The following is a 25,143-nucleotide window of genomic DNA, read 5'->3' on the forward strand; positions in this document are numbered from 1 at the left end:
CGTTATAATTTAAAGGTTCGAGGTTCTATACCTAAACGACGATACATTTTAAATTTTTCTCGGCCAATTTGCTTGGCTGCTTCATTATTTTCAACAATTTCTATAATGTGGCTAAAATGATTCACTTGTTCAAGTGCATGATTGTTAAAATTAAATACCAACCAGCCTTGTTCAGAAGGTTGTTTAGCCGAAATACATACTGCTGCGTCTGCCTGATCAATCCCATGTGCAATGAAACTGGTCGGATCAAAGCTCCACAATTTTTCATCAAGTGTTTGTTGTAACTGTACATCTGGGCAATACCACCAGATATTTGAATGTTTCAGCAAGATCTTTCGACATAAACGGCAAGCACTATCGACTTGCCGTTCTTCACTGGTTTCAAACAGAAAAAAGCTAACTTTAGCCATTCGTATTTACACGGTTAGCCAAGAATTGCATAAGTAGTGGTACTGGACGGCCAGTTGCACCTTTTGCTGTACCTGATAACCAAGCTGTTCCTGCTACATCTAGATGAGCCCAACGATAGTCACGAGTAAAACGCTCAAGGAAGCAGGCTGCTGTAATTGCACCACCGTGTGGTCCACCAATGTTAGCGATGTCTGCAAAAGGTGAGTCCAATAGTTCTTGATAATCATCAATCACTGGCATGCGCCACACACGGTCAAATGACTGCTCACCTGCTTGTTGAAGCTCAGCTGCCAAGGCATCGTCAGGAGAGAATAAACCGCTTAGCACTTTACCTAATGCCACTACACAAGCACCGGTTAATGTTGCGATATCAATCACAACTGCCGGATTGAAACGTTTGATATACGTTAACGTATCGCAAAGAACTAAACGGCCTTCAGCGTCAGTATTTAAAATTTCAACAGTTTGGCCGCTCATGGTCGTTACGATATCGCCTGGGCGGGTCGCTTTACCCGAAGGCATATTTTCTGCTGCTGCAATCGCACCCACCACATGAATTGGAAGGCGTGCTTCACATAGTGCGCGAATCGTACCAAGTACAGAGGCTGCACCACACATATCGAACTTCATTTCATCCATGCCAAGGCCTGGTTTTAAAGAAATACCGCCTGTATCAAAAGTAACGCCTTTACCGACAAGTACGACAGGGGCATGTTCAAGCTGTGCTTGGTATTCAATAGTGACAATACGACCCGGACGCTCAGATCCTTTACTCACAGCAAGGAAAGCATACATGCCTAAGTCAGCCATTTGCTGCTCATTTAAGACAGTCACTTTGAGTAAATCAGGGAATTCTGCTGCTAAAGCTAAAGCCTGTTCAGCCAGATATTCAGGGAAACAGATATTACCTGGACGGTTACCTAAGTCACGCGCAAAAGATTGACCAGATTGTACGGCATGTACTAAAGCAAGTTGATTTTTATCAAGGCTTGTGTGTGGACTAATTAAATCAACTTGTTGTAACACAAATTCATTTTTTTTCGATTTAAACTCATCATAACCATAAGCTGCTTGAGTTAAGCTTAATGCAAATAAATAATGGTATTCGACAGGTAATGCAGCAATATCAATTGCGATATGCTTAAATTTATTTTGTGTCGATTTGATAATGGTTTGTGCCAATTTTGCTAACTTAACTGCTTGAAGTTCAGCTGCTTTTCCTAAACCAAGTAGTTGGCTGTGAGGTTGAGTGCTAAGCTGACCAAATAATGGCAGTGTCTCATTGAAGTTAGCTTTATATTGAGTCGCCGTAAGAATACTTTCTAGGTTATTGATTTGATATGTATTGAGGTTGCTTTGTAGCTGTTCTGAATCAACTAAAACCCACAAAGATTCATTAGATGTTTGTTCAGGAAAAGTTGTATAAGTTGTAAATTTCATGGCTGCCGTGATTGCCTATAGAAAGTTATGTTGGATTAAAACATTGAAACACTTTCAAGCATAGCGTTGCAATGTGCGGTTTTATATTTTTAACATTCGGGTAAACTAGCGTTCGTCCCGTTTAGCCTTTTGGAAGTATTAATTTGATTATTCGGCGTTATCTCGTCAAGCAAGTTGTCTCTACCTCATTGGTGGTCATTGCATTATTGACCTTAATCATGATGGGTGGTCGTCTGATCAAATACTTTGGTGTGGCGGCACAGGGGCGTTTAGATGCGAGTATTTTATTTAGCATCATTGGATACCGTTTACCTGAATTTTTAACCCTCATTTTACCACTGGGATTTTTTATTGGTTTAATGTTGGTGTTTGGTCGTTTATATGTTGACCATGAAATGGCTGTCTTGAATGGTAGCGGGGTAAGCCGTCATCAATTGGCACGCTTACTCATTCCAATGACACTGGTTTATATGGTTTGTCAGTCTGTGCTTATGCTGTGGATGACGCCGTGGGGACTACGTGAATTTGAAAAATTAACAACGACCCAAGCTGTACGGACAGGCTTTGACTTGGTTCGACCAAGAGAGTTTATTTCTTCAGGACCTTATACGATTTATGCAGGTTCACTGTCGGAAGACCGTAAAAACCTCAAAGATATTTTCTTTTACCAGCGGGCTGCCAAAGAAGGTAAACCAGATGTCATGATTTTGGCCAAAGAGGCAACACGTGTTGAGGTTGCCAATGATACTGCCAATGTCGTCGATCTGGTTCAAGGGCGCCGTTATGAAATATATCCGGGACAACCTAAATATACGCAAGCAGAGTTTCAGTCTTATCGTTTAAGACTTGAGAATGATAAAGACGTCAAGTTTGAGAGTAGTGACGTAGAGGCACTTCCAACCTCTAAACTATTGGCTAAAACAAATGATCCAGTCATTAGAAGTGAATTAGGTTGGCGTTTATTCGGTCCGTTTACCATTATTGTTGCTCTCATGATGTCAGTTGCTTTGTCTGAGGTGAGTCCTCGACAAGGTCGTTATTATCGTCTCATTCCATCTATTTTTATTTTTGCGAGCTTGATTGTACTTATGATTGCGATTAAGACTCGTATTAGTAAAGGTGAGCTCGATATTTGGGCGTATCCAGCGGCTTTATTGGTTTATGCAATTGCAGCTGCCTTATTTTCACGTAAACAGAAATTAGGGCCGAAAATCAAGAAACAGATCAAGCGAGTGAAATTATAATGTTAGCACGTCGAATAGTCGCCAAATATGTGACGAAAACCACTGCGCTTGCAATGTTTGGTACCACCATTGTCTTATCTGTTTTGCAAGTCTTGTTTACCTATTTAGGTGAACTCGGTGAGTTAAAGCCTGACTATAATGCATGGCAAGCTTTTATCTATGTGTTATGGGGTGCTCCTCGTTATCTATATGAAATTTTGCCTATTTCAGCCTTAATTGGTGCGGTAATTGGATTGGGCGCTTTAGCATCCAACAGTGAACTCATCGTGATGCGCTCTGTTGGGATCAGTTTATGGCGTATTGTGGGCTGGGTAATGCGTTCAGCTTTGCTACTGATTGTTTTATCTTTTGCGTTAAGTGAATGGGTTGTTCCCTATACCAATGAGAAAGCACAAAGTATCAAAAGTCATCGTTCAGTTGCTGCTCTAGGCGAAGTAAAAGGCTATTGGTCAAGAGAAGGGCAACGCTTTATTTATATTGACTATGCGAACTCGCAAGGAAACTTAAGAGATATTCAGGTTGTCGACTTTGATAAAGAATATCACTTGCAGTCTGTAATTAATGCAGAGCAAGGAAAGTTTATTAAAGACGGTCAATGGTCTTTGCAAAAAGCCAGTCAGACAGACATTCTGACAGATGGTAATTCGATACTAAATAATCATGATCAGCAGTCTTTAGGATTGGCTCTACAACCTAAATATGTACACATGGTGACTTTAGACCCTGAAGACTTATCTCCAAGTCAGCTCATTAGTTTTATGCGCTATATGGATGAATATAGCCAAGTTCCTAAAACTTACCAATTGGCTTTCTGGCAAAAAGTAGCTTCCCCATTTTCATTGATTACGCTTGTATTAGTGGCTTGTTTTTTTTTTTTTTGTCCACTGCGTCAACAGTCAATGGGCTTTCGTTTGGTGATCGCACTCTTTATCGGTTTAGGCTTTTATTACTTACAAGATTTCTTGGGTTACGCAAGTTTGGTATACGCGCCTTCACCAGCGTGGTTTGTACTTGTACCTATTATTTTAATGTTTGGTGCCGGTAGTTACTTACTTTACCGTGCTCGCTAATTCGAAAGAATATAAATGGCTTTCTCAATGAGATGCATTGGTGAAAGCCATAGGAAAAAATAGAGTCTTCACCGAAAATTCGGTAAGATATGGCGATGAAATTGTAGACAAAAGAGAAATTGATTATGACGGATGCAACTGCTGGCAAGATCCCTCACGTTCTGGTCATTATGGATGGTGTTGGACACCGTGAAGCGATTGAAGATAATGCTTTTCTTGCAGCAAAAACCCCGAATTTAACTGCAATGAAAGCAAAGCATCCAAATAGTCTTATTTCTGGTTCTGGTGAAGATGTAGGTCTACCTGATGGACAAATGGGTAATTCTGAAGTTGGCCATATGAATCTTGGCGCTGGACGTGTGTTGTATCAAGATTTTACCCGTATTACTAAAGACATCCGTACTGGCGACTTTTTCAAACATGAAGTATTAATTGATGCTGTTGAAAAAGCCAAAGCTGCTGGTGGTGCAGTTCATATTATGGGCTTGCTCTCAGAAGGTGGCGTTCACTCACATGAAGACCACATTGTGGCGATGTGTGAACTCGCATTAAAACGTGGTGCAAAAGTTTATCTTCATGCATTCCTTGATGGTCGTGATACTCCTCCACGTAGTGCACAATCTTCACTAGAAAAATTAGACGCTCTATTTGCTCAATATGAAGGCAAGGGCCGTATTGCAACTATGATTGGCCGCTATTTTGCAATGGATCGCGATAATCGTTGGGACCGTGTAGAACAGGCTTACCGCCTATTGACCGAAGGTGAAGCAGTTCGTACAGCAAATACTGCTGTTGAAGGTTTAGAACTTGCATATGCAGCCAATGAAAATGATGAGTTTGTGAAAGCAACTCGTATTGGTGATGTGGCTAAAGTTCAAGATGGCGATAGCGTTGTTTTCATGAACTTCCGTGCTGACCGTGCTCGTGAAATTACACGTGCGTTTGTTGAAAAGGACTTCGCAGGTTTTGAGCGTAAAGTTGTACCGAACCTTTCTAAATTTGTCATGTTGACACGTTATCAGGCCAGCATTGATGCACCTGTGGCATATATGCCTGAAGAGTTGAAAAACTCACTTGGTGAATATTTATCTTCTCTTGGCAAAACGCAATTACGTATTGCTGAAACAGAAAAATATGCGCATGTGACTTTCTTCTTTAGTGGTGGTCGAGAAGATGAATACCCAGGTGAGAAGCGTATTCTAATTCCATCACCAAACGTTGCGACATATGATCTAAAGCCTGAAATGAGTGCTTATGAAGTAACTGATGAACTCGTTAAGGCAATTAACTCAGGTGAGTACGATTTACTTGTTGTGAATTATGCCAATGGTGATATGGTCGGTCATACAGGCGTATTTGATGCCGCGGTTAAGGCGGTTGAAGCAGTTGATACATGTTTAGGTCGTGTATACGAAGCTGTGATGGCCAAGAAAGGTCATATGCTTATTACTGCTGACCATGGTAATGTTGAGCAAATGCAGGACTACGAAAGTGGCCAAGTTCATACTCAACATACAACAGAGCTTGTACCATTTATTTATGTTGGTCCAACACAAGCGACTATCGCAGAAGGTGGTGTACTTGCAGATGTTGCACCGACTATCCTTCATCTAATGCAGATTCCTGTACCTGCGGAAATGCAAGGTCGTAATCTGATTACATTATCTGCATAAGCGATAGGTGACTAAATGCTGCAACACAATATATATAAAGCTTTTTTTGGTAGTGTATTGATGTGTTGCAGCCAGTTTGCTCTTGCTGCTCCTGTTGTAAAAGAAAAATTATCGCCTCAGCATGCTGATTCACCAGAATCAGAAGAAAGTTATGCAGAAGTCCCTATTGAGTCGATTCAGCAGTTTGTACAAATTTATGGGATTGTTCGCGATAACTATGTCGATGAAAAATCGGACGATGCTTTATTTTTACAAGCAATTAAAGGTCTTGTTAGTGGTCTAGACCGTTACTCACGCTATTTGTCAGCTGAAGAATACCGTCAACTCATTCAATACACCGAAGGTGATCTTGCTTCGGTTGATTTTGCATTAAGCCCAGAAGCACATGTCCATAAATGGATGATTCGTGACTTAAAGGCAGGTTCTGATTCATATAAACTAGGCTTGAGAAATGGACAGACCATTTTAAAGATAGATAATCAGGAACTTAAAAATCTAACCCAAGATCAGGTGCTTGGTTTGTTGTATGGTTCAATAGGTTCAACGCTGCAAGTACAGACAGAAGAGTCAAATACCCCAATCAGTTTAGTCCGTAATAAAAAGATTGAAACTGATATCGAACCTGTCATGTTACATAATCAGGTATTGGTACTAAAAATTAGAGTATTCCAGCAAGATACCGCCAATGAAATTAAACGTTTAATTGAAGAAAATAGTTCTTCGCGTTTAAAAGCTGTATTAATTGATTTAAGAAATAACCCAGGCGGGCTGCTCTCTGCTGCTGTTGAGTCAGCCGATTTATTTTTAAATCATGGCATTATTGTTTCTACAAAAAGTCGTTCAGAAGGTAATCAGCAATTTCAGGCCTTACCTGGAAATGATTTTCAAAATATAAAAGTTGGTATTTTAATTAATCACCGATCTGCCTCGGCAGCAGAAGTTTTTACTGCTGCAATGAAAGAGCATCAACGTGCTTGGGTCATGGGTGAAAAAAGTTATGGAAAGGGCGTTGTACAGAAACTTTTCCCTTTGCCAAGTGGGGCAGCCTTGCAAATGACGGTCTCACATTACTACACACCAAATGGTAATATGATCGAAGGTCAAGGTATTCAGCCTAACCAGACCTATCCCTTGCCTCCAGAAATGAAAGACGAAGTTTATTTAGAGCGTGTTGCCGACCTACTTCTAAAAAGGAAGTAAGCTTTATACTTCTTGTTCAGTTTCAGTATCTAACCCAAACTTCTTCAAACGGTAGCGTAAAGAACGGAAAGTCATTCCTAATTTTTTAGCTGCTAAGGTTCGATTCCAATGGGTCATATTGAGTGCATTGAGCAGAATATCTTTTTCAATACTCTCTAAATAACGCTCTAGACCCTCACTTGGTAATTTTTTTTCAATCTGTGGCGTAGCTACAGGATTCTGAAAGCTTTGAGATACCGTTGCGATTGAATTAGAAATATTTGCTCTTAAAGGGGCAGGGTGCAAATGTGGTACATCAATATTGGCATCGTCACTTAAAGTAATTGCTCGCTCAATCATATTTCTTAATTCGCGAACATTGCCGGGAAAGTGTTGTTGTAGCAGATAAGTTTCAGCGCCCTCGGTTAATTGTTTAAGTGGGGTTTCCCACTCCATACAAATTTTCTGAATAAAGTGATTCGCAAGTAACAAGACATCTTCACCACGTTCGCGTAAAGGCGGTAACATGAGATCCATAACATGGATACGGAAGAATAAATCCTGACGAAATTTGCCTTGTCGAACCAATAACTCTAAGTCTTGATGACTCGCGCTAATCACCCGAAAATCAACATCAATTTCCTGATCGGAACCGACAGGACGAATCTTTTTTTCTTGTACTGCACGTAGTAATTTAACCTGCATACTGAGTGGTAATTCGGCAATTTCATCTAAAAATAAACTGCCACCATGAGCAGATAAAATGAGGCCCTGTTTGTCTTGCGTTGCCCCTGTAAAGCTACCTTTTTTATGTCCGAACAGCTCGCTTTCCATCAGTTCAGTTGGAATAGCGCCACAGTTAATCGCAATAAAAGGCCCTTCACTACGGTTACTCAGCCGATGAACTAGGTTGGCAACCACTTCTTTACCTGTTCCAGACTCGCCAGTAACAAATACAGGTGCTTGTGAACGAGCAATTTTTTTAATTGCGATGCGTAGTTGTTGAATAGGCTGAGAGCGGCCGATTAATAATTTGTTTTCTAGAGCACTCTCTGCAAAATCATGCTCTATTTTTTGCCGATTTAAGGCTTTCTGTAATAATTGATCTAGATGTACTTGGTTGACCGGTTTGCTTACAAAATCAAAAGCACCTGCTTTTAATGCTGCAATTGCAATATCCATATTGCCGTAAGCAGTTAAAACCGCAATGGGTGTGTTTGTATAATTTTGAGAGACATGTTTGACTAACTCTAACCCACTCCCATCGGGTAAGTTTAAATCGGTTAAACATGCATCGTAATGAAACTGTGTGAAGAGTTGTTTGGCCTGTTCAACCCGATAAGCAAGATGTGTTTTAATCCCCATTCGTGCAAGTGTCATTTGCATTAAGAGGCACAAATCTTCCTCATCGTCTACAAGCAAAACGAGTGGTTGCTGTTCTGCCATTTCCCCAAAAACCTAATAAAAAATCAATATATTATTGGGCATTCTATTCTGAAGCATGCCCCTTGTTTTTGCTCTACATAGGTGAGCTTTGCATGGTTTGCCTCACAAAAACTATGAGACAAGTATAATCCTAAACCAGTTCCATTAATTTCGGTACTAAAAAATGGTTTAAATAATTGAGATATATCACGTTTTGAAACACCTTCACCGTAATCGATCACATCAATATAAATTTTATTTGTTTGTGAATGAATGTTGATCATGACATTCGGTGAGTCGGGTGCATTGTGTCGTAAAGCATTTCGCACTAAATTGATCATGACTTGTCTTAGTTGTTTTTCGTCAAATAAAAATTTTAAAGAACGATCAGAAATTTTGAGTTGAATTGAGTGCTTAACGTCAGATAAATCTTCATCGAGTAGCGTATTTATAAAATTGTTTAAGTCAATCTGAATAGGGTGTGTTCTTTCGCTACGAGCAAGTCCTAAGGTGTCCTGAACAATACTATCAATGCGTTTAGTTTGCTTGCCAATCATATGGCGTAAAGTATTTTGTTGTTCGAGATCACTATCTTTAAGTAACTCATTTGCTTGAACAATTGCAGCCAGAGGATTGCGGATTTCATGTGCAATACTTGCCGAGAGTTGCCCTAAAGCGGCAAGTTTGAGTTGCTGTGCTTGCTGATTAATTTGTTGGGCATCTTGTAAAATGAGTAGTGTCAGAGCTTGTTGTGGCACTAAAAGATGCTGCACTTTAATATTAATGGAATAAGCTGATAGCCGAGACTCAAAAATAAATCGGTCATTTTCTTTTAAGTCGCCAAACTTCAATATTTCAAATAAATCGGGATGCCATTTAGCCAAAGGATATTTTTCATTGGCAAACTGGGGAGGAATACCAAGCAATGAACAAGCAGCGGGATTGCTAACAACAATGTCGTAATTTTCGTCTAAAACTAAATAGCCTTGTTCAATTTGCTCTAAAATATAACGGTTAATATTTTGAAGCTGGTAAAGCTCGATTGACTGGTGAAAGGTGAGTGCTTCAAGTAATTTAAAGCGCTGCACTGCAATTTGTCCAATCCCGTGAACAACGAAAAATAAAAAAGCTAATAAAGCGCTATTACCGATTGTGTTTAGATTGTTGTAGTCAAATAAACTACCCACGAAGCGTTGGTAAATAACCGCAATAACCGCAAGTAAGGTAATAACTAAAGACACTCTTGCACTGAGCAAAATCGCCGAAGTAAAGATTGCAATCACATACAGCAAACTAATTTGTAAATTAGGCTCCCCAGCAGAAAATGAAAGGAGGCTTAAACAAATAATGTCGACAATAAAAAATAAAATAAGCTGCCGAGTAGTTTGGATAGCAATAAACTTAAAGCATAACAATTGCACAAGACTTACAATTGAATAGCTTAGTAAAGTGTAAAAATATAAAGAGGGTTGCTGCAAACTATTGTCGGTTTGAGCATTGGTTAAAACCAAAATAATATTCAGGCTAACCGCAATAATAAGACGGTATAAACCATACCAAGTGCCCAAACGAAAAATCGTATGGGACAGGGATGAATTTAAAGGAGAGTGCATGTAAGTCTGATTATGGTTTGATCAGACCGTAACGAATCGCAAGATGTGTGAGTTTTACATCACTATCAATTCCTAACTTTTCAAAAATACGGTAACGGTAAGTATTTACAGTTTTCACACTTACAAAAAGTTTATCGGCAATTTCTTGTGCGCTAATACAGTTAACGACCATCATCGCAACTTGCATTTCCCGCTCCGATAACGAATCAAAAGGAGATTGTTGAGTATCAGATAAATAAGAGCTTGCCAGTTGCTCGGCAATATCGGCACTAAAATATTTACCACCCTGCATGACCTTATTAATTGCACGGACCATCTCGGCAATTGGGGCTCCTTTGGTGATATAGCCTTTTGCTCCAGCTTTTAGCAATAAAGATGGGTAGGGTTCTTCGGCAAGGCCACTTACAGCAATGACTTTCGTCTCTGGAGCTGTTTGTAATAAACGACGAGTTGTTTCTACACCACCGATGCCTGGCATGTTGACATCAAGTAGTACGACTTGCGGATGTTGCTGGCGAACGATAGCAATAGCTTCTTCCCCAGATTCGGCTTGTCCAATTACCTCAACATCTGCATGATCTTCTAACATACGGCAAATACCCGTACGTACCAGTTCATGGTCATCGACAACTAAAACTGTAATCAAGAAGACCTCCTTTCTTTCAAAAAACAAGTTTTTTGTTACATAAAGCAAAATAAGCTTGCAATGGAATGACAAAATTAGCAATCCTATTCTTCTATAGTGAGCGAATAGTTGTGCACAATTGTGTCGGTAAAGCTTTATACCTTATATCTCAAATGTAAGGCATAATGATAGTAAGCGCAAATGTGTGTCACCCTGAGTCGAGTATTGTGCCGTGAAAAATTCTAAAAAGTCTTTAATGCATGTGCTAAGCATGTCTATTTTGCTTAGTTTGAGTTCAACAAGCTTTGCAGAACTCGTCAATAACCCGTCCTCAGGGAGTACTGGTACTGCAAGTTTAAATTGGTCTGCAGCGGATGCTAGTCAACTTTTAAATGATGAAGATGATGAGCCGACTCCGCAAGGTTCAACGTCTGTTACTACGACTTTACGTGGCAGTAATGCACCGAAAGTTATTAGCTCTACACCTAGAGTTGCTCCAATCCGTGATACCGTGGGCTATAATGCCCAGCCGAGTGTTAGTGCACGTGCTGCACTTGTAATGGATGCGCAAACGGGTGAGGTCCTTTATAGTAAAAACACCAACGCGTCAGTACCGATTGCGTCTATTACCAAATTAATGACAGCAGTTGTAACCGCAGATGCGCGTTTAAACATGTCAGAAGAAATTACACTTGAGCAAATCGATTTTGCCGGTGCAAATGGTAAGAACTCAAGCTCTACCTTACGTGTGGGCGACAAGATGAACCGTGCAGAAGTTCTTCTGTTTGCTTTAATGAAGTCAGAAAATCCAGCGGCAGCAGCTTTAGCGCGTACTTATCCGGGCGGTCGTCCTGCATTCGTAGCAGCGATGAATGCTAAAGCACGTTCTTTGGGTATGAATGCCACTCATTATTACGAATCAACTGGTTTAGACCCACGTAATGTCTCTTCGGCGCGTGACTTGGGGATTTTGGCGAGTACAGCGTCTCAGTATGGTTTGATCCGTCAATTCTCAACAACACCAACTTACGACTTTAATTTAGGTTACCGTGTACTCAAGTCAAACAATACCAATGCTTTAGTGCGTAATGGTGGTTGGAATATCAACTTATCTAAGACCGGTTATATTAATGAAGCAGGCCGTTGTGTTGTTATGCATACTACTGTGAACTCACGTCCAGCAGTCATTGTATTGCTTGGTGAACCAAGTACACAGGCGCGTAATAACGATGCAACTAACTTGTTAGGTTGGTTGAGTAATTTGCCAAAACGTATTTAAGTTAAATATTTTAAAAACGCTTCTATTAAGAAGCGTTTTTTATGCCATTTTAAACAGCATAAAAAAACGGCTGTATTAAACAGCCGTTTTTTATAAAAATTCAGATTTTACATATTAGATAAAATTGAATCTTTTACTTGATCCATTGTTGCATCAATTGACAACATCACTGCATCAGCACATTGTTTGATTGCAGTATCAGGATCTTTCAAGCCATTACCAGTTACTGTACATACGATGACAGAACCTTCAGCAATTTTACCCGCTTTAATGTCACGGATCGCACCACCGATAGAAGCAGCAGACGCTGGCTCAACAAATACACCTTCATACATAGAAAGTAAGCGTTGAGCTTCTAAAATTTCGCTGTCTTGAAGTTCATCAAACCAGCCTTTAGAGTCGCGTACCACAGCTTTTGCATGGTTCCAGCTTTGTGGATTACCAATACGGATTGCAGTTGCAACTGTTTCAGGGCTTTCAACTGGAGCACCACGTAAGAATGGAGCTGCACCAGAAGCTTGGTAACCTACCATTGTTGGTAAGCCTTCTGGTTTAGGACCGGTAAATTGATCGGTCGCAGCATCATATATAACTTGTTCAAACTGATCAGCAGGTTGGTTTGCTACAGCTTCTGTATAACCCATCCAGTGAGCTGTAATGTTACCTGCGTTACCTACTGGCAAGCAGTGATAGTCAGGTGCACGGCCTAAAGCTTCAACAATTTCATAAGCAATCGTCTTTTGACCTTGCAAACGGTAAGGGTTGATTGAGTTTACAATCGTTACAGGAGCTTGATCAGCCACTTCTTTTACTAGACGCATACCATCATCGAAGTTACCACGGATTTGCATAGTGATCGCACCATACATCATGGCTTGAGCCATTTTACCCATCGCGATTTTGCCTTCTGGAATCAAAACAAATGCTTTGATACCAGCACGCGCAGCGTATGCGGCAGCGGCAGCAGAAGTGTTACCTGTAGATGCACAGATAATTGCTTTAGAACCTTCTTCAACCGCTTTGGTTACAGCCATGGTCATACCACGGTCTTTAAATGAACCAGTCGGGTTTAAGCCCTCATATTTCACATAAATTTCAACATCTTTGCCAATAATACGTGGAATATTCTCAAGTTTAATGAGAGGGGTGTTGCCTTCACCCAAAGAGATAGCACGAGTAGTTGCCGAAACTGGCAAACGGTCACGATAACGATCTACAAGACCAGTATAACGATTGGCATTAGACATGATGGTGTTCCAATTATGAGGTGAAGCGGGAGAGGGAATCTTTCCCTCAACCTGATTAACTATCGAGCGATTCTAAACGAATTCTTACGATTTCGCCACGAATTGCAGGTAATGCTTGAATTTGCGCAAGAGCGTCATCCATTTTTGATTCAACGATTGGATCGGTCAAAATTACGATTGGAATGAGGTCTTTTAAGCGTGATTGTTGCATGATGGCATCAATACTGATTCCAGCACGGCTTAAGATGGTTGTTACATCTGCAAGTACACCAGTCTGATCTTCAGCATTTAAGCGGATGTAATAACCTGTAGTCATTTGTTCACGGCTTAAAATTGGCATATTTGTTAATGCTTCGAAAGCCAGTTGAGGAATTGTGCCTGCTCCATCTTCTGTATAAGAGATGTCACGAACAATATCAATCACATCGGCAACGACCGCAGAAGCTGTTGGACCAGCGCCAGCACCAGCGCCGTAGTACAGCGTTGGACCAACGGCATTGGCTTGAACTAAGACAGCATTTTTAACGCCGTTTACGTTGGCAATAAGCTGCTCATCTGGAATAAGCGTTGGGTGAACACGTAACTCAATACCATGTTCAGCACGACGTGCAATACCTAAATGTTTAATGCGGAAACCAAGTTCTTCGGCATATTTCACATCTTGCGCAGTGATTTTGCTGATACCTTCGGTATAGACTTTATCGAACTGCAGAGGAATACCGAACGCACAAGACGCTAAAATTGTAAGTTTATGCGCAGCATCAATACCTTCAATGTCAAAAGTTGGGTCTGCCTCTGCATAACCGAGTTCTTGAGCTTCTTTTAATACATCATCAAATGCACGACCTTTCTCACGCATTTCAGTCAGAATAAAGTTACCTGTACCATTAATAATACCTGCTAACCATTCGATATGGTTTGCAGCAAGGCCTTCACGAATCACTTTAATAATTGGAATGCCGCCAGCAACTGCTGCTTCATAAGCAATTTGGACAGCGTTGTCTTCTGCTGCTTTAAATAGTTCATTGCCATGTTCAGCGAGTAAAGCTTTGTTTGCAGTAACAACTTGTTTACCGTGCTTGATGGCTTCCATAATGACTTCATAAGCAGGGTGAATACCACCCATCACTTCTACAACCACATCTACATCGGGTTGACGAACGATATCAAGTAAGTCTGCGCTTTGTTTAATCCCTTCTAATTCGAGATCTGGACGAGGGCGACGTGTTCCAACGTGGGTAATTTGAATTTCTCGACCGGTGCGACGTTTAATTTCAGCGGCATTTTCTTGTAGTAGTTTAAGGGCTCCTCCACCTACGGTACCTAGACCGAGTATTGCCAGGCGAACTGGTTTCACGTCACACTCCATATCATCATTGAATCATTTAATTGAAGCTAGATCATAGCTAAAAAAAACGCCAGACTCTAGCGCTTTTCGTGCCTGTTCAATCAATTAGAGTGCGATGTTCGGAAAAGCAGAGTAGATCAGTCTTTAAACACTGGCATGTAAAGAACTATTTGTTGAAAAAACAAAGCGCTGCAATAAGAGCAGCGCTTTGTGTACAAGATAACTGGTGAACTATTCATCAAAATTGAGAATATTATTTATCCAGACGTTTAACTAACTCATCTGGTGTTAAGTAGCCACCGAGATATTGTCCATCGACGTTGTAGATGGCTGGAGTACCATTTACACCCATGTTTAAACCAAGTTGATATTGTTCGCGAACAGGATTTTTACATTGAGCAGGTGGAATATTAATGCCTTGTACAGCTTGATTAAATGCAGCTTTACGGTCTGCACTACACCAAACGGCTTCCATCGTTGGCATAAATTGTTCGCCACGTGGCCACGCAATGTAACGAACCTCAATGCCTTTCTCATTAATCTCGGCTAAATGCTCATGTAGTTTGTGGCAATAAGGACAACTTGCATCGGTAAACACATAAATTACATGTTTAGCTTTACCACCCTTAGCTGGATAAACAATCAAATCTTCATTTTTTAAAGCAGCAAGGTGCTTTTTGTTTTCTGATGCTTGAAGGTTGTCGCCAATATTATGCAGCTCTTTACCGCCTAAACGGATGACATCACCTTGAATAAGGTACTTACCATCACTTGTCGTATAAACAGAAGTCATACCTTCAAGGTTTACCCAATATAAATTAGGTACTTCAGTCGGTTTGATGTCTAAAATTTTGACGTTGATGTTTGCATTCTTAAATTGTTTTTGCAAAGTTTCGATTAAACGTTGTTTAGCATTACGTTCAATGATGGTTGAAGCTTCCCCAGTAGCAGGTGCGGTCGCTGTGAGCGCATCTTCTTTTTGTGGTTTGTTTTCTTTAGAACAAGCACTGAACAACAAGCTAGAAGCCAAAGCACAGGCAAGAAAAATTTGAGATCGGGTAAAGGACATAGATAACCCTTATTTCATCAGTATTTATAGTCAGAAGCTGCTAAGCATAACAAAAAATCTAATGTGTATTGTTAAAACTTTCTTAACCTTTGTGAACGAAATCAAATGATTGTTCGGTGTATTTCATATAATTCGTTTAAAAATTTTTAACCCCTAGGGTGATGTTTTTCATGTAATTGTTGCATTCTTACTTGCGCTACGTGGGTATAGATTTGGGTGGTAGATAAGTCACTATGGCCCAGTAACATTTGTACTACGCGCAAGTCAGCGCCGTGATTGAGCAAGTGTGTTGCAAAGGCATGACGTAAGGTATGAGGCGACAGCTCAGCCTGAATATTGGCTTGTAGTGCATATCGTTTAATTGCATACCAAAAATTCTGACGGCTCATAATTCCGCCATGTTGAGTTAAAAATAAATAGTCAGTGGAAGTTTTATAAAGTTGTGGACGTGCATCATTTAAGTAGCGTTCTACCCAGTCACAAGCATATTGGCCTAATGGTACTAAACGTTCTTTATTGCCTTTACCAGTAATACGTAAATAGCCTTGTTTTAAATTGATTAGCTCCAAGCGCAAGTTGATTAGCTCGGAAACACGTAAACCACATGCATAAAGTACTTCAAACATCGCTCGATCACGTAACCCCAAAGCTGTTGTAATGTCAGGCGCTTGAATCAGTGCTTCGACATCTTCTTCTGATAAATCCTTGGGTAAAGCTCGGCCAATTTTGGGCGAGTGATGTGTCGCTACCGGGTTATCGCTTCGTAATTTTTGTTCACGTAAAAATTTGTAAAACTGGCGTAGGGCAGATAAACAACGTGCAATTGAGCGTGGACTTTTTCCTATTTTGGTGAGTTCAATGAGAACATCAGAAATGTCATCACTCGACCATTTCGGCAAGCTATTTTTTTTATGAAGTTCAGCACATTGAATCAGGTCAGATAAATAAGCATTACGAGTATGTGGGCTCACTGTTTGTGCAACTAAATAGTCGCGAAAACCTTGTAAAAAGCTCAAATGTTCAGGAATTTGAACAGGGCTTGGAATACGCGGTTTCTTATTTATCATAAACAATGTCCTCTAAACCACTGTACTTTAAAAGAAACTTTAAGATTTGTCGATTAAAGTAGGTGAGAATTGAAATTTAACCTTATTTGGTAATTATTCTCATTTATATGTATACTAGTAAAAAAGGTTTAGGATCGGATGCGGTGCGTTTATCAGCGTTGAAAGTGAAGCAAGCGGCTACCATCACCAAAGTAGATCGGATGACACAAACATCCGAGCAACAAGATTTGGTCGCAATTCGTTTGGAAAGCTTGGGCTTTGTACCAGGTACTCGAGTAGAGGTGATTACCAAAGGTATTTTTGGTGGTGATCCGATCTTAATCCAAATTGGCTTTACTCGTTTCGCTTTACGTAAGGCGGAAGCGGAAAAAATCGAGATTCAGTTAGAAGGAGTACCCGCATGAGTAATGCGCTACGTATTGCCCTTGTGGGAAACCCGAACTGCGGTAAAACTTCGCTGTTTAACCATTTAACTGGAACAAGACAAAAAGTTGCTAACTATGCGGGTGTAACTGTAGAGCGTAAAGTCGGTAACTTTCAATTACCTTCAGGCCGTGCAGTTCGTGTACTAGATTTACCGGGTACTTATAGTCTGCAGGCAACTAGCCCAGATGAAGAAATTACCCGTGATGTCTGCCAAGGCAAAATTGCCGAAGAAGGGCAGCAAGATGCTTTTTTATGTATTGTCGATGCGACGAACTTAAAACTGCATTTGGGTTTGGTGCTTGAAATTATTGAATTAGGGCGCCCAATTCTGGTTGTATTGAACATGATGGATGAAGCGCGTCGTCGCGGTATTCAAATCAATACACAGAAACTCTCTGAGCGTTTAGGTGTTCCTGTTGTTGAAACGGTTGCCGTACGTAATTCAGGTATTGAAAATTTATTGCATGCGCTCGATCAAGAAAAATATACCGTACCTCATACTGAACTGAGTGGTTTAAGTGGTGGGCATCATCAGAAAATCGAAACGATTTTTAAAGATGTGGTTAATTTCGTTGATCATGATGATAAGCGTACTGACTTTCTAGATCGAATTTTCTTACATCCTGTGTTGGGTTTACTCAGCTTGGCAGTAATGATGTTTATTGTCTTTCAGGCAGTATTTGCTTGGGCTGAACCTTTTAAAGCTGCAATTGAAGATGGGGTAATCCCATGGTTAGGTGAGTGGTTAAATGGAGCCATCCATCAGCCTGTGCTACGCAGTTTAGTTGTAGACGGTGTTCTGGCGGGAGCGGGCACAGTATTGGCTTTCTTGCCTCAAATTTTGATTCTCTTCTTCTTTATTTTGGTACTCGAAGAATCAGGTTATTTACCGCGTGCAGCGTTCTTGCTCGATAAATTAATGTTTAAAGCCGGCTTAAGTGGTCGTTCTTTCATTCCATTATTATCAAGTTTTGCCTGTGCGATTCCTGGCATTATGGCAACCCGAAGTATTAGTGATTCACGTGACCGTTTTACCACGATCATGGTTGCACCCCTCATGACATGTTCGGCACGTTTGCCTGTCTATGCCTTGTTAATTGGTGCATTTATTCCAAGTCAAACTGTTTTAGGCATCTTTAACTTACAAGGTTTGGTGCTGTTTGGTTTATACATGGCAGGTATTTTAAGTGCACTTTGTGTTGCCTTTGTGATGAAATTTTTGCGTAAAGACAAATCACAGCATGCCTTGTTAATGGAATTACCAAGTTATCGTTTTCCTGATCCAAAAAGTATCGCTATTGGGTTGATGGAACGCGCAAAGATTTTCTTACGTCGTGTTGGTGGGATTATTGTTGCATTGACCATTATTCTTTGGTTCTTGTGTACTTTCCCTCAACCACCCGAAGGCGCAACGCTACCAGCAATTGATTATAGTTTTGCGGGTATGGCAGGGCACTTTATTCAGCCTTTATTCGCACCGCTTGGCTTTAACTGGCAAATCGTGGTGGCTCTCATTCCCGCAATGGCTGCTCGTGAGGTTGTGGTTGCAGCATTAGGTACGGTATATGCGCTATCTGGTGCCGATGATAATGCTGTTGCACAGGGGCTTGCTCATTTGATTAGTGCAAACGGCACGGGTTGGTCATTGGCTACAGGGCTATCTTTATTGGTCTGGTTTATTTATGCACCACATTGTTTAGCAACCTTGGCAACGGTACGCCGTGAGACAGGTTCATGGAAACATGTGGCAGTCATGACGGCTTATCTATTTGGTTTGGCTTATCTCATGTCATTTTTAACCTACCAAATTGCATCACGCATTTGGGGTTAATAGGAGGCGCTTATGTTTGATTACCTTATTGTTGCTGTATTGGTGTTGTGGAGTGCCATTGTTGTCTTTAAAAAGGTATTTCCTCAAACGTCCGCTTCAGTATTTCTTGCATTATCAATCCAGTGTCAACGCTTGGGTTGGCAGCGTTTGGCGTCATGGTTGAAGCCTAAACAGGCTGCCGGTTGTGGTGGCAATTGTGGCTGTTCTACTGATGATGCACCTACCCAAAAGTCCGCTCCAGTACAAACGGTGAAGTGGCGTTAATTTTTCTGTATAAAAAGCCATCGAATGATGGCTTTTTTACGCACTGACACAAAAAAAGTAGAATAAAAGTCAAACTGAAAAAGTATTCAAAACAGCAAAGTGCTAACATTTTTGCCATTCTGTCGATTGATAAATTGTGGGGCAAAAATGTTAATACAACGTGGTGGGTTAAAAGTTGTAGCAGGCTTGGGTATATCAGGTGTTTCTGCTGTAAATTTCCTGCATGAACAAGGCTACCAAGTTGCAGTAACGGATTCCCGCCCCACACCTCCCGGACATGATCAAATTCCTGCAGACGTGAAGACCAGTTTTGGTCAACTGGATCAAGAATTATTACTACAAGCAGAAGAAATTATTTTAAGCCCGGGCCTTGCACCACAATTACCAGAAATTCAGGCTGCTATTGCTAAAGGTATTTCTGTAGTAGGTGATATTCAGCTACTTCGCCGTGCAACTGATGTACCGATTGTTGCGATTACAGGCTCTAACGCGAAGAGTACTGTTACTACTTTAATGGGCTTAATGGCTAAAGATGCAGGTAAGAAAGTTGCCGTTGGTGGTAACCTTGGTCGCCCAGCTCTAGATTTACTTAAAGATCAACCAGAGTTATTGGTACTTGAGTTATCAAGCTTCCAGTTAGAAACCACATCTCACTTAAATGCTGAAGTAGCTGTGGTACTGAACATGAGTGAAGATCACTTAGATCGTCATGGCAATATGCTGGGGTATCACCAAGCAAAGCACCGTATTTTCCAAGGTGTCAAGAAAGTTGTATTTAACCGTGATGACGCTTTAAGCCGTCCTCTTGTACCTGATACAACGCCAATGCAAAGCTTTGGTCTAAATGCACCTGACTTAAACCAGTACGGCGTTTTAAGAGATGCTGACGGTACACTTTGGCTTGCTCGTGGCTTGCAGCGTTTAATTAAAAGCTCAGACTTATATATTCAAGGTATGCACAACGTAGCCAATGCTTTAGCGTGTTTAGCATTGGGTGAAGCAATTGGCTTACCTATGGAATCTATGCTTGAAACTTTAAAACACTTTAAAGGTTTAGAGCACCGCTGTGAGTATGTAAAGACCGTACATGATGTACGTTATTACAATGACTCAAAAGGAACCAATGTTGGCGCTACACTTGCAGCAATTGATGGTTTAGGTGCTGCGATTGAAGTGAAAAAAGGTAAAGTTGCCCTAATTTTAGGTGGGCAGGGTAAAGGTCAAGACTTTACTCCTTTACGTTCTTCTATCGAAAAGTATGCCAAAGTTGTGGTATTGATTGGTGAAGATGCGCCTGTCATCGAGCAGGCCATTCAAGGTGCAACTAAAATTTTACATGCGGCAACACTTAAAGAAGCTGTAGAGCTATGTCAACGTGAAACACAAGCTGAAGATGTGGTATTGCTATCACCAGCATGTGCAAGTTTTGATATGTTTAAAAGTTATAATGACCGTGGTCAGCAGTTTGTTGCCTGCGTCAATTCGTTGGTTTAAAGAAAATATGATTAGGAATGTAGTATGGCAGGCTTAGCTCAGACCACAATCCAGAAAATCAATCATTGGTATGAACGGATATTGCCGAAATGGCCAGCGGAAGTGACGCCACGTAATGTCTTGATTTTCTGTGTCGTTGCATTGTTATGTATCGGTTCGGTGATGGTAGCATCTGCTTCGATGCCTTATGCAGAATATATGCATGAGAACCCGTTTCACTATGTCATCCGCCATGCGATATCTATTGCGGTTGCTGGGGTCGTGGCGTATTTGACTTACCGAATCTCACTCAATACATGGTTTAAAAATACGTTTCCGCTGTGGTTGTTAACCATGGTTCTGTTACTTGCTGCTTTGGCGGTAGGTTCGGAAGTCAATGGTTCTACACGTTGGATTAAAATCGGTGGTTTTACCTTACAGCCTACAGAGGTTGCCAAAGTCATGATGGCAATCTTTACGGCAGACTACGTGGTACGCCGTGCTAAAGAGGTTCGTACGCACTGGAAGGGTTTACTGCGTTTAAGTGGTGTGATGGCGATTACGGTCGGTTTAATTATTGCCGAGCCTGACTTGGGTGCGACGATTGTTATCGTCATGATGATGGTCGGTGTATTCTTTTTAGCTGGTGCGCCGCCAACACAGTTCTTAATTATGCTTGGTGCGATTGTCACTGGTATCGTGTTTTTGATCTTGTTTGAGCCTTACCGTTTCCAGCGTTTGATTTCGTTTACCGACCCATGGGCAGATCCATTAGGTGTGGGTTATCAGTTATCAAATGCACTCATGGCTTTTGGCCGTGGTGAATGGTTTGGAACAGGTTTAGGGCATAGTGTTCAAAAGCTATCTTATTTACCAGAAGCGCATACTGACTTTATGTTGGCCGTGTTAGGCGAAGAGTTTGGCTTCTTTGGTATTTCGATTGTCATTGGCTTATCTTTCTTGATGTTGGCTTGTTGTATCAAAATTGGACACCGTGCCTTGAAACATCATTATCTTCGCGCGGGCTATTTGGCTTACGGTATTAGTATTATTTTCTTACTCCAGATTTTGGTAAATGCGGGTATGAACATGGGCTTAATGCCAACCAAAGGTTTAACTCTGCCATTTATTAGTTATGGTGGTACGTCTTTAATGATGTGTGCAGCTATGATTAGCTTGATCTTAAAGATTGATGCATCAACTCAAGAAGTAAACCCTGAAAGAGAAGAATCGAACTTCTAAACTATTTCAGTTGTTATGAAAAGCCCGATATCGAATCGGGCTTTTTTTATTTATAAATATATTCCGCCAAGCTCTTGTCCGTGAGGAATTAAATCTACATTCCACTGCGCTACAGCTTGCTTGAGCATCACTTCAGGGCGATCTAAATCAACCTTGGGTTGACCTAGGGCTTGTATGGCGTGTTGTAGTAATTGAGGAGCTTTAGTTAAATCGAGTGCTTGAGCAAGATTTTGTTTAGAAAGCTTTTGCCCCTGATCATTCATAGCCAGAGGAAGATGCATATAGCTTAGTTTAGGGTAACCGAGGAGCTGACCCAGCCAGATTTGGCGTTCAGTGTTATCTAAAAGGTCTGCACCACGAACAACGTGTGTAATACCTTGTAGATAATCATCCACGACAACAGCAAGTTGGTAGTTAATAATGCCATCACGGCGTTTAAGAACAAAGTCACCAAGGTCATGTTGTAGATTAGAACAATGAAGTCCTTGCAATCGATCATCGAAACAGATCTGCTGATCCTGAACTTTTACGCGAATCGCTTGATCTTGAAAATCGAGATGCAAATCACGACAAGTACCTGCATAGATTGCATTTGAACCGAGCATTTTACGGGTACATTGACAGGCGTAAACTAAACCTTCTTTTTTAAGTTGGTCTAATACGCTTTCATAAATATTTAGGCGGTCTTTTTGAAAGATGATCTCTGCATCAGGATCGAACTGAAAAGCTTCAATTGATGCGAGTATATGGTCTTCACTACCGGGATAGATGCGCGGAATGTCAGTATCTTCAATACGAACAAACCATCGCCCTTTGTGAGCTCTAGCATCACAGTAACTGGCAACAGCAGTAATCAGTGATCCGAAATGTAAAGGGCCGGTTGGCGAGGGCGCAAACCGACCTGAGTATGAGCAGCGATTAAATGGAACATCGTTTCGCTGCTGCGCAAAAGCCGAGTCGAACTCGGCTGGAGAATTCTTAACCGTCACAATTAACCGTTATTTTGCTTCTCTTTAATTTCTGCCAAGGTTTTGCAGTCAATACATAACGTTGCAGTTGGACGCGCTTCTAAACGACGTAAGCCGATTTCGATACCACAAGTTTCACAGAAACCGTAGTCTTCGTTTTTAATCGCTTCAAGAGATTGTTCGATTTTACGAATTAATTTACGTTCACGGTCACGTGTACGTAATTCAATTGCAAATTCTTCTTCTTGGGTAGCACGGTCATTTACGTCTGGCAATGCAGTTGATTCATCTTGCATCGTATTTAAAGTACGATCAACTTCAGACATTAATTCAGCTTTCCATGCTTGCAGAATTTGTCGGAAATGCTCGAGCTGTCCTTCAGACATGTACTCTTCATTTTTCTTAGGTTGATAAGGTGCAATACCAAATAAACTTGCAGTTGAGCCTACGTCAGAAGTTTTAGGTTTCACTTTACGTGCACGTTTTGCAGAAGCTTTATCACCTTCTACTACAACTTCTGTATGTTCATCCAAAACTTGGTTGTGGTTGTCATTCGCCATAATAGGGCATTCCTCATCATACACGTATTATCTATACGCAAAAAATATGGTGATATGCAAGTGTTTTTATAGAAAACCATCGATGGATTTTTCCATCGGGTCGTCATCATATAGATTTTTCCTGCAAGATGATAGTCATTCTATCCCGTAAATAATTTCAAAACGTGTTTGCCCTAGTCATAATTCCTCATAGAGGTATTCAATTTAGGACTAATATCCTGAAATATCAGTGTTTATATGGGTTTCGAAATTTTCAAGTCGAAACACTTTTGTTTCAAAAGTACCATCATTATTCAGACGAATGTAACGGTAACCCGGTGCATTTTGATCGAGTGCAAAATCGTTACTAAACGGTTTAAATTGTACACTTGTGGAAGGTGTCGAGAAAAATTCGATACCTTGCCAAATATTAAGAGAGTCTTGATGTACGTGTCCACAAACTAAAGCCTTTACATTTTTAAATGGGCTTAACGTATCTAGCAGTGCATTTGAGTTTTGTAGCTTATGATGATCAATCCATTTTGATTTCATGGCAAATGGGTGATGATGGCAAGCCAGCAGAACTGGATGATCTGCAAATTGCTCAAGTAAGTTTTCTAAATTTTCTAATTGTTCCAATGACAAATGACCATCTACTTTTCCCTTTACGGCGCTGTTGAGCATAATGATGCGCCAATTCCCTAAACCGACCACCACAGGTTCCTGATGATTTTCGTTATGCAGTGGAAAGTGGTCCACATTGTCATGATTACCGAGCGTGTGGAAAAAAGGCAAACCTAAGGTTTGCATAAAGCTGATATAACGCTTGTAGGTAATAGGGGTTGGGGCTTGTGCGAGGTCTCCGGTATGAATAATCGCGTCCGCTTCTGGATGTTGTTTCAATATCTGCTGGATAATGGCATGGAAACTTTCTTCAGGATTCATCCCCACAAATTCTAGCTGTGGATACTCCAATAAATGTGTATCGGTAATTTGTATGATGACATGATTTTTTTGTGAAAGTGTTGAGACTTGGAAAGTCACCGTCCTACCTCTTCGGATTTATTATCGTTTTGCTGTGTTGAGCCAGCCATTGTAATGCCATAATAACAGGGGCATTTCTTAAACGTCCGCTGTCGAGTAGTGTTTGAATTTCGCTATAACTAAACAAATGCAGCTGAATATTTTCACCCTCATCATCTACTCCAAAAACACCGCCTTCGGTGGGTAATTCGGTTTCGGCGACATATAGATGAAATAATTCTGAACAGGCGCCTGCTGATGGGTAAAAACTAAATAGATGCTCTAAATCCTGAACTTCACAACCTGATTCTTCAAGGCTTTCACGTCGAATGCAACTTTCTGGTGACTCATTGCCATCTAACACGCCTGCAATAATTTCGAGTTGCCACGGCGATTGAGAGTCATCTAAAGCACCAACACGAAACTGTTCAATTAGGGCAAACTGTTGTTTTTGGTCATTGTAGAGTAGAACGCCAGCCGCTTCAGGTCGATGCACAAGTTCGCGCTGCAATACAGGAGTATATTCAGATTGATTAAATAGACGATGTCGAAGGCTGACTTTTTCAACTTGAATAAAACCACTGAACAGAGGTTCACGTGATGTTACTTCGACATCTTTAGATGTATAACTTGGATGCTCGACAATACTCATGATTCGATCAGGACGAAATCTATTTATTTCATCCT

General features: G+C 40.8%; 23 protein-coding genes. 10 read left to right on the forward strand and 13 right to left on the reverse strand.

Annotated elements, in window-relative coordinates; all coding sequences use genetic code 11:
• Positions 1-2: 2 nt before the first annotated feature.
• Positions 3-410, reverse strand: a complete 408-nt coding sequence (locus J678_RS18645) for a DNA polymerase III subunit chi (RefSeq protein ID WP_031956168.1) — start codon at positions 408-410, stop codon at positions 3-5.
• The gene (locus tag J678_RS18650) at positions 403-1,851 is read right to left on the reverse strand and encodes a leucyl aminopeptidase (protein WP_031956169.1); all 1,449 of its coding nucleotides are present in this window, start codon (positions 1,849-1,851) and stop codon (positions 403-405) included. The genes J678_RS18645 and J678_RS18650 overlap by 8 nt, the downstream gene beginning before the upstream one ends.
• Positions 1,852-1,994: 143 nt before the next feature.
• Here J678_RS18650 and lptF point away from each other — a divergent pair, with 143 nt between their 5' ends.
• The 4 genes from lptF (at position 1,995) to J678_RS18670 (ending at position 7,038) form a co-directional block, all read left to right on the forward strand.
• A complete protein-coding gene (gene lptF / locus J678_RS18655) occupies positions 1,995-3,095 on the forward strand; it encodes an LPS export ABC transporter permease LptF (RefSeq protein ID WP_002048889.1) in 1,101 nt (366 codons plus the stop codon).
• Positions 3,095-4,165, forward strand: coding sequence for an LPS export ABC transporter permease LptG (lptG, locus tag J678_RS18660; protein ID WP_032027433.1), 1,071 nt, complete (start codon positions 3,095-3,097; stop codon positions 4,163-4,165). The genes lptF and lptG overlap by 1 nt, the downstream gene beginning before the upstream one ends.
• Before the next feature lie 125 nt (positions 4,166-4,290).
• On the forward strand, positions 4,291-5,838 hold the full coding sequence (gene gpmI / locus J678_RS18665) for a 2,3-bisphosphoglycerate-independent phosphoglycerate mutase (RefSeq protein ID WP_022575138.1): 1,548 nt from the start codon (positions 4,291-4,293) through the stop codon (positions 5,836-5,838).
• 15 nt (positions 5,839-5,853) lie between these two features.
• The gene (locus J678_RS18670) at positions 5,854-7,038 is read left to right on the forward strand and encodes a S41 family peptidase (protein WP_031956171.1); all 1,185 of its coding nucleotides are present in this window, start codon (positions 5,854-5,856) and stop codon (positions 7,036-7,038) included.
• A 3-nt stretch (positions 7,039-7,041) separates the two neighbouring features.
• On the opposite strand, the gene J678_RS18675 is transcribed toward J678_RS18670, so the two are convergent.
• Genes J678_RS18675 through J678_RS18685 form a run of 3 tightly spaced genes read right to left on the reverse strand, consistent with a single transcriptional unit; the run spans position 7,042 to position 10,701 of the window.
• Entirely contained in the window at positions 7,042-8,463 is a 1,422-nt protein-coding gene (locus J678_RS18675; RefSeq protein WP_031956172.1) for a sigma-54-dependent transcriptional regulator, read from the reverse strand.
• A gap of 23 nt (positions 8,464-8,486) precedes the next feature.
• Positions 8,487-10,055 (reverse strand): sensor histidine kinase, encoded by a 1,569-nt coding sequence (locus J678_RS18680; protein ID WP_031956174.1) that lies wholly within the window; start codon positions 10,053-10,055, stop codon positions 8,487-8,489.
• A gap of 10 nt (positions 10,056-10,065) precedes the next feature.
• Positions 10,066-10,701: a response regulator gene (locus J678_RS18685; RefSeq protein WP_000633799.1), complete on the reverse strand. Its 636-nt coding sequence runs from the start codon at positions 10,699-10,701 to the stop codon at positions 10,066-10,068.
• Positions 10,702-10,912: 211 nt separating this feature from the next.
• On the opposite strand from J678_RS18685, the gene pbpG reads away from it, so the two are divergent.
• Positions 10,913-11,959 carry a D-alanyl-D-alanine endopeptidase PBP7/8 gene (gene pbpG, locus J678_RS18690; RefSeq protein WP_004710943.1) on the forward strand — a complete coding sequence of 349 codons (1,047 nt, stop codon included), beginning with the start codon at positions 10,913-10,915 and terminating at the stop codon, positions 11,957-11,959.
• A 107-nt stretch (positions 11,960-12,066) separates the two neighbouring features.
• Here pbpG and thrC read toward each other — a convergent pair whose 3' ends face one another.
• The 4 genes from thrC to xerD form a co-directional block, all read right to left on the reverse strand.
• The gene (gene thrC / locus J678_RS18695; RefSeq protein WP_002048893.1) at positions 12,067-13,206 is read right to left on the reverse strand and encodes a threonine synthase; all 1,140 of its coding nucleotides are present in this window, start codon (positions 13,204-13,206) and stop codon (positions 12,067-12,069) included.
• Positions 13,207-13,261: 55 nt separating this feature from the next.
• Entirely contained in the window at positions 13,262-14,563 is a 1,302-nt protein-coding gene (locus tag J678_RS18700; protein ID WP_031956176.1) for a homoserine dehydrogenase, read from the reverse strand.
• A 244-nt stretch (positions 14,564-14,807) separates the two neighbouring features.
• Positions 14,808-15,623, reverse strand: coding sequence for a DsbC family protein (locus J678_RS18705; protein WP_022575142.1), 816 nt, complete (start codon positions 15,621-15,623; stop codon positions 14,808-14,810).
• A 146-nt stretch (positions 15,624-15,769) separates the two neighbouring features.
• Positions 15,770-16,690: a site-specific tyrosine recombinase XerD gene (gene xerD / locus J678_RS18710; RefSeq protein ID WP_002053149.1), complete on the reverse strand. Its 921-nt coding sequence runs from the start codon at positions 16,688-16,690 to the stop codon at positions 15,770-15,772.
• A gap of 143 nt (positions 16,691-16,833) precedes the next feature.
• Between xerD and J678_RS18715 the strand changes: the two genes are divergently transcribed.
• The 5 genes from J678_RS18715 (at position 16,834) to ftsW (ending at position 21,926) form a co-directional block, all read left to right on the forward strand.
• Positions 16,834-17,094, forward strand: coding sequence for a FeoA family protein (locus tag J678_RS18715; RefSeq protein WP_002053176.1), 261 nt, complete (start codon positions 16,834-16,836; stop codon positions 17,092-17,094).
• Positions 17,091-18,947, forward strand: coding sequence for a ferrous iron transporter B (feoB, locus tag J678_RS18720; RefSeq protein WP_004710937.1), 1,857 nt, complete (start codon positions 17,091-17,093; stop codon positions 18,945-18,947). The genes J678_RS18715 and feoB overlap by 4 nt, the downstream gene beginning before the upstream one ends.
• A gap of 12 nt (positions 18,948-18,959) precedes the next feature.
• Positions 18,960-19,211, forward strand: a complete 252-nt coding sequence (locus tag J678_RS18725) for a DUF6587 family protein (RefSeq protein WP_002053159.1) — start codon at positions 18,960-18,962, stop codon at positions 19,209-19,211.
• 147 nt (positions 19,212-19,358) lie between these two features.
• Entirely contained in the window at positions 19,359-20,705 is a 1,347-nt protein-coding gene (murD, locus tag J678_RS18730; RefSeq protein ID WP_031956177.1) for a UDP-N-acetylmuramoyl-L-alanine--D-glutamate ligase, read from the forward strand.
• A gap of 24 nt (positions 20,706-20,729) precedes the next feature.
• Positions 20,730-21,926: a putative lipid II flippase FtsW gene (ftsW, locus tag J678_RS18735; RefSeq protein WP_004710933.1), complete on the forward strand. Its 1,197-nt coding sequence runs from the start codon at positions 20,730-20,732 to the stop codon at positions 21,924-21,926.
• A 50-nt stretch (positions 21,927-21,976) separates the two neighbouring features.
• Here the strand turns inward: ftsW and gluQRS are convergent, their stop codons facing one another.
• The 4 genes from gluQRS to J678_RS18755 form a co-directional block, all read right to left on the reverse strand.
• Positions 21,977-22,915: a tRNA glutamyl-Q(34) synthetase GluQRS gene (gene gluQRS / locus J678_RS18740; protein ID WP_031956178.1), complete on the reverse strand. Its 939-nt coding sequence runs from the start codon at positions 22,913-22,915 to the stop codon at positions 21,977-21,979.
• Positions 22,916-22,917: 2 nt separating this feature from the next.
• Positions 22,918-23,454: an RNA polymerase-binding protein DksA gene (dksA, locus tag J678_RS18745; protein ID WP_001262524.1), complete on the reverse strand. Its 537-nt coding sequence runs from the start codon at positions 23,452-23,454 to the stop codon at positions 22,918-22,920.
• Positions 23,455-23,664: 210 nt separating this feature from the next.
• Positions 23,665-24,477, reverse strand: coding sequence for a 3',5'-cyclic-AMP phosphodiesterase (gene cpdA, locus J678_RS18750; RefSeq protein ID WP_022575146.1), 813 nt, complete (start codon positions 24,475-24,477; stop codon positions 23,665-23,667).
• 4 nt (positions 24,478-24,481) lie between these two features.
• Entirely contained in the window at positions 24,482-25,108 is a 627-nt protein-coding gene (locus J678_RS18755; protein ID WP_031956179.1) for an NUDIX domain-containing protein, read from the reverse strand.
• Positions 25,109-25,143 lie beyond the last annotated feature (35 nt).

It is taken from the genome of Acinetobacter sp. 1424608 (genome assembly GCF_000588255.1).
Taxonomy (GTDB): domain Bacteria; phylum Pseudomonadota; class Gammaproteobacteria; order Pseudomonadales; family Moraxellaceae; genus Acinetobacter; species Acinetobacter nosocomialis.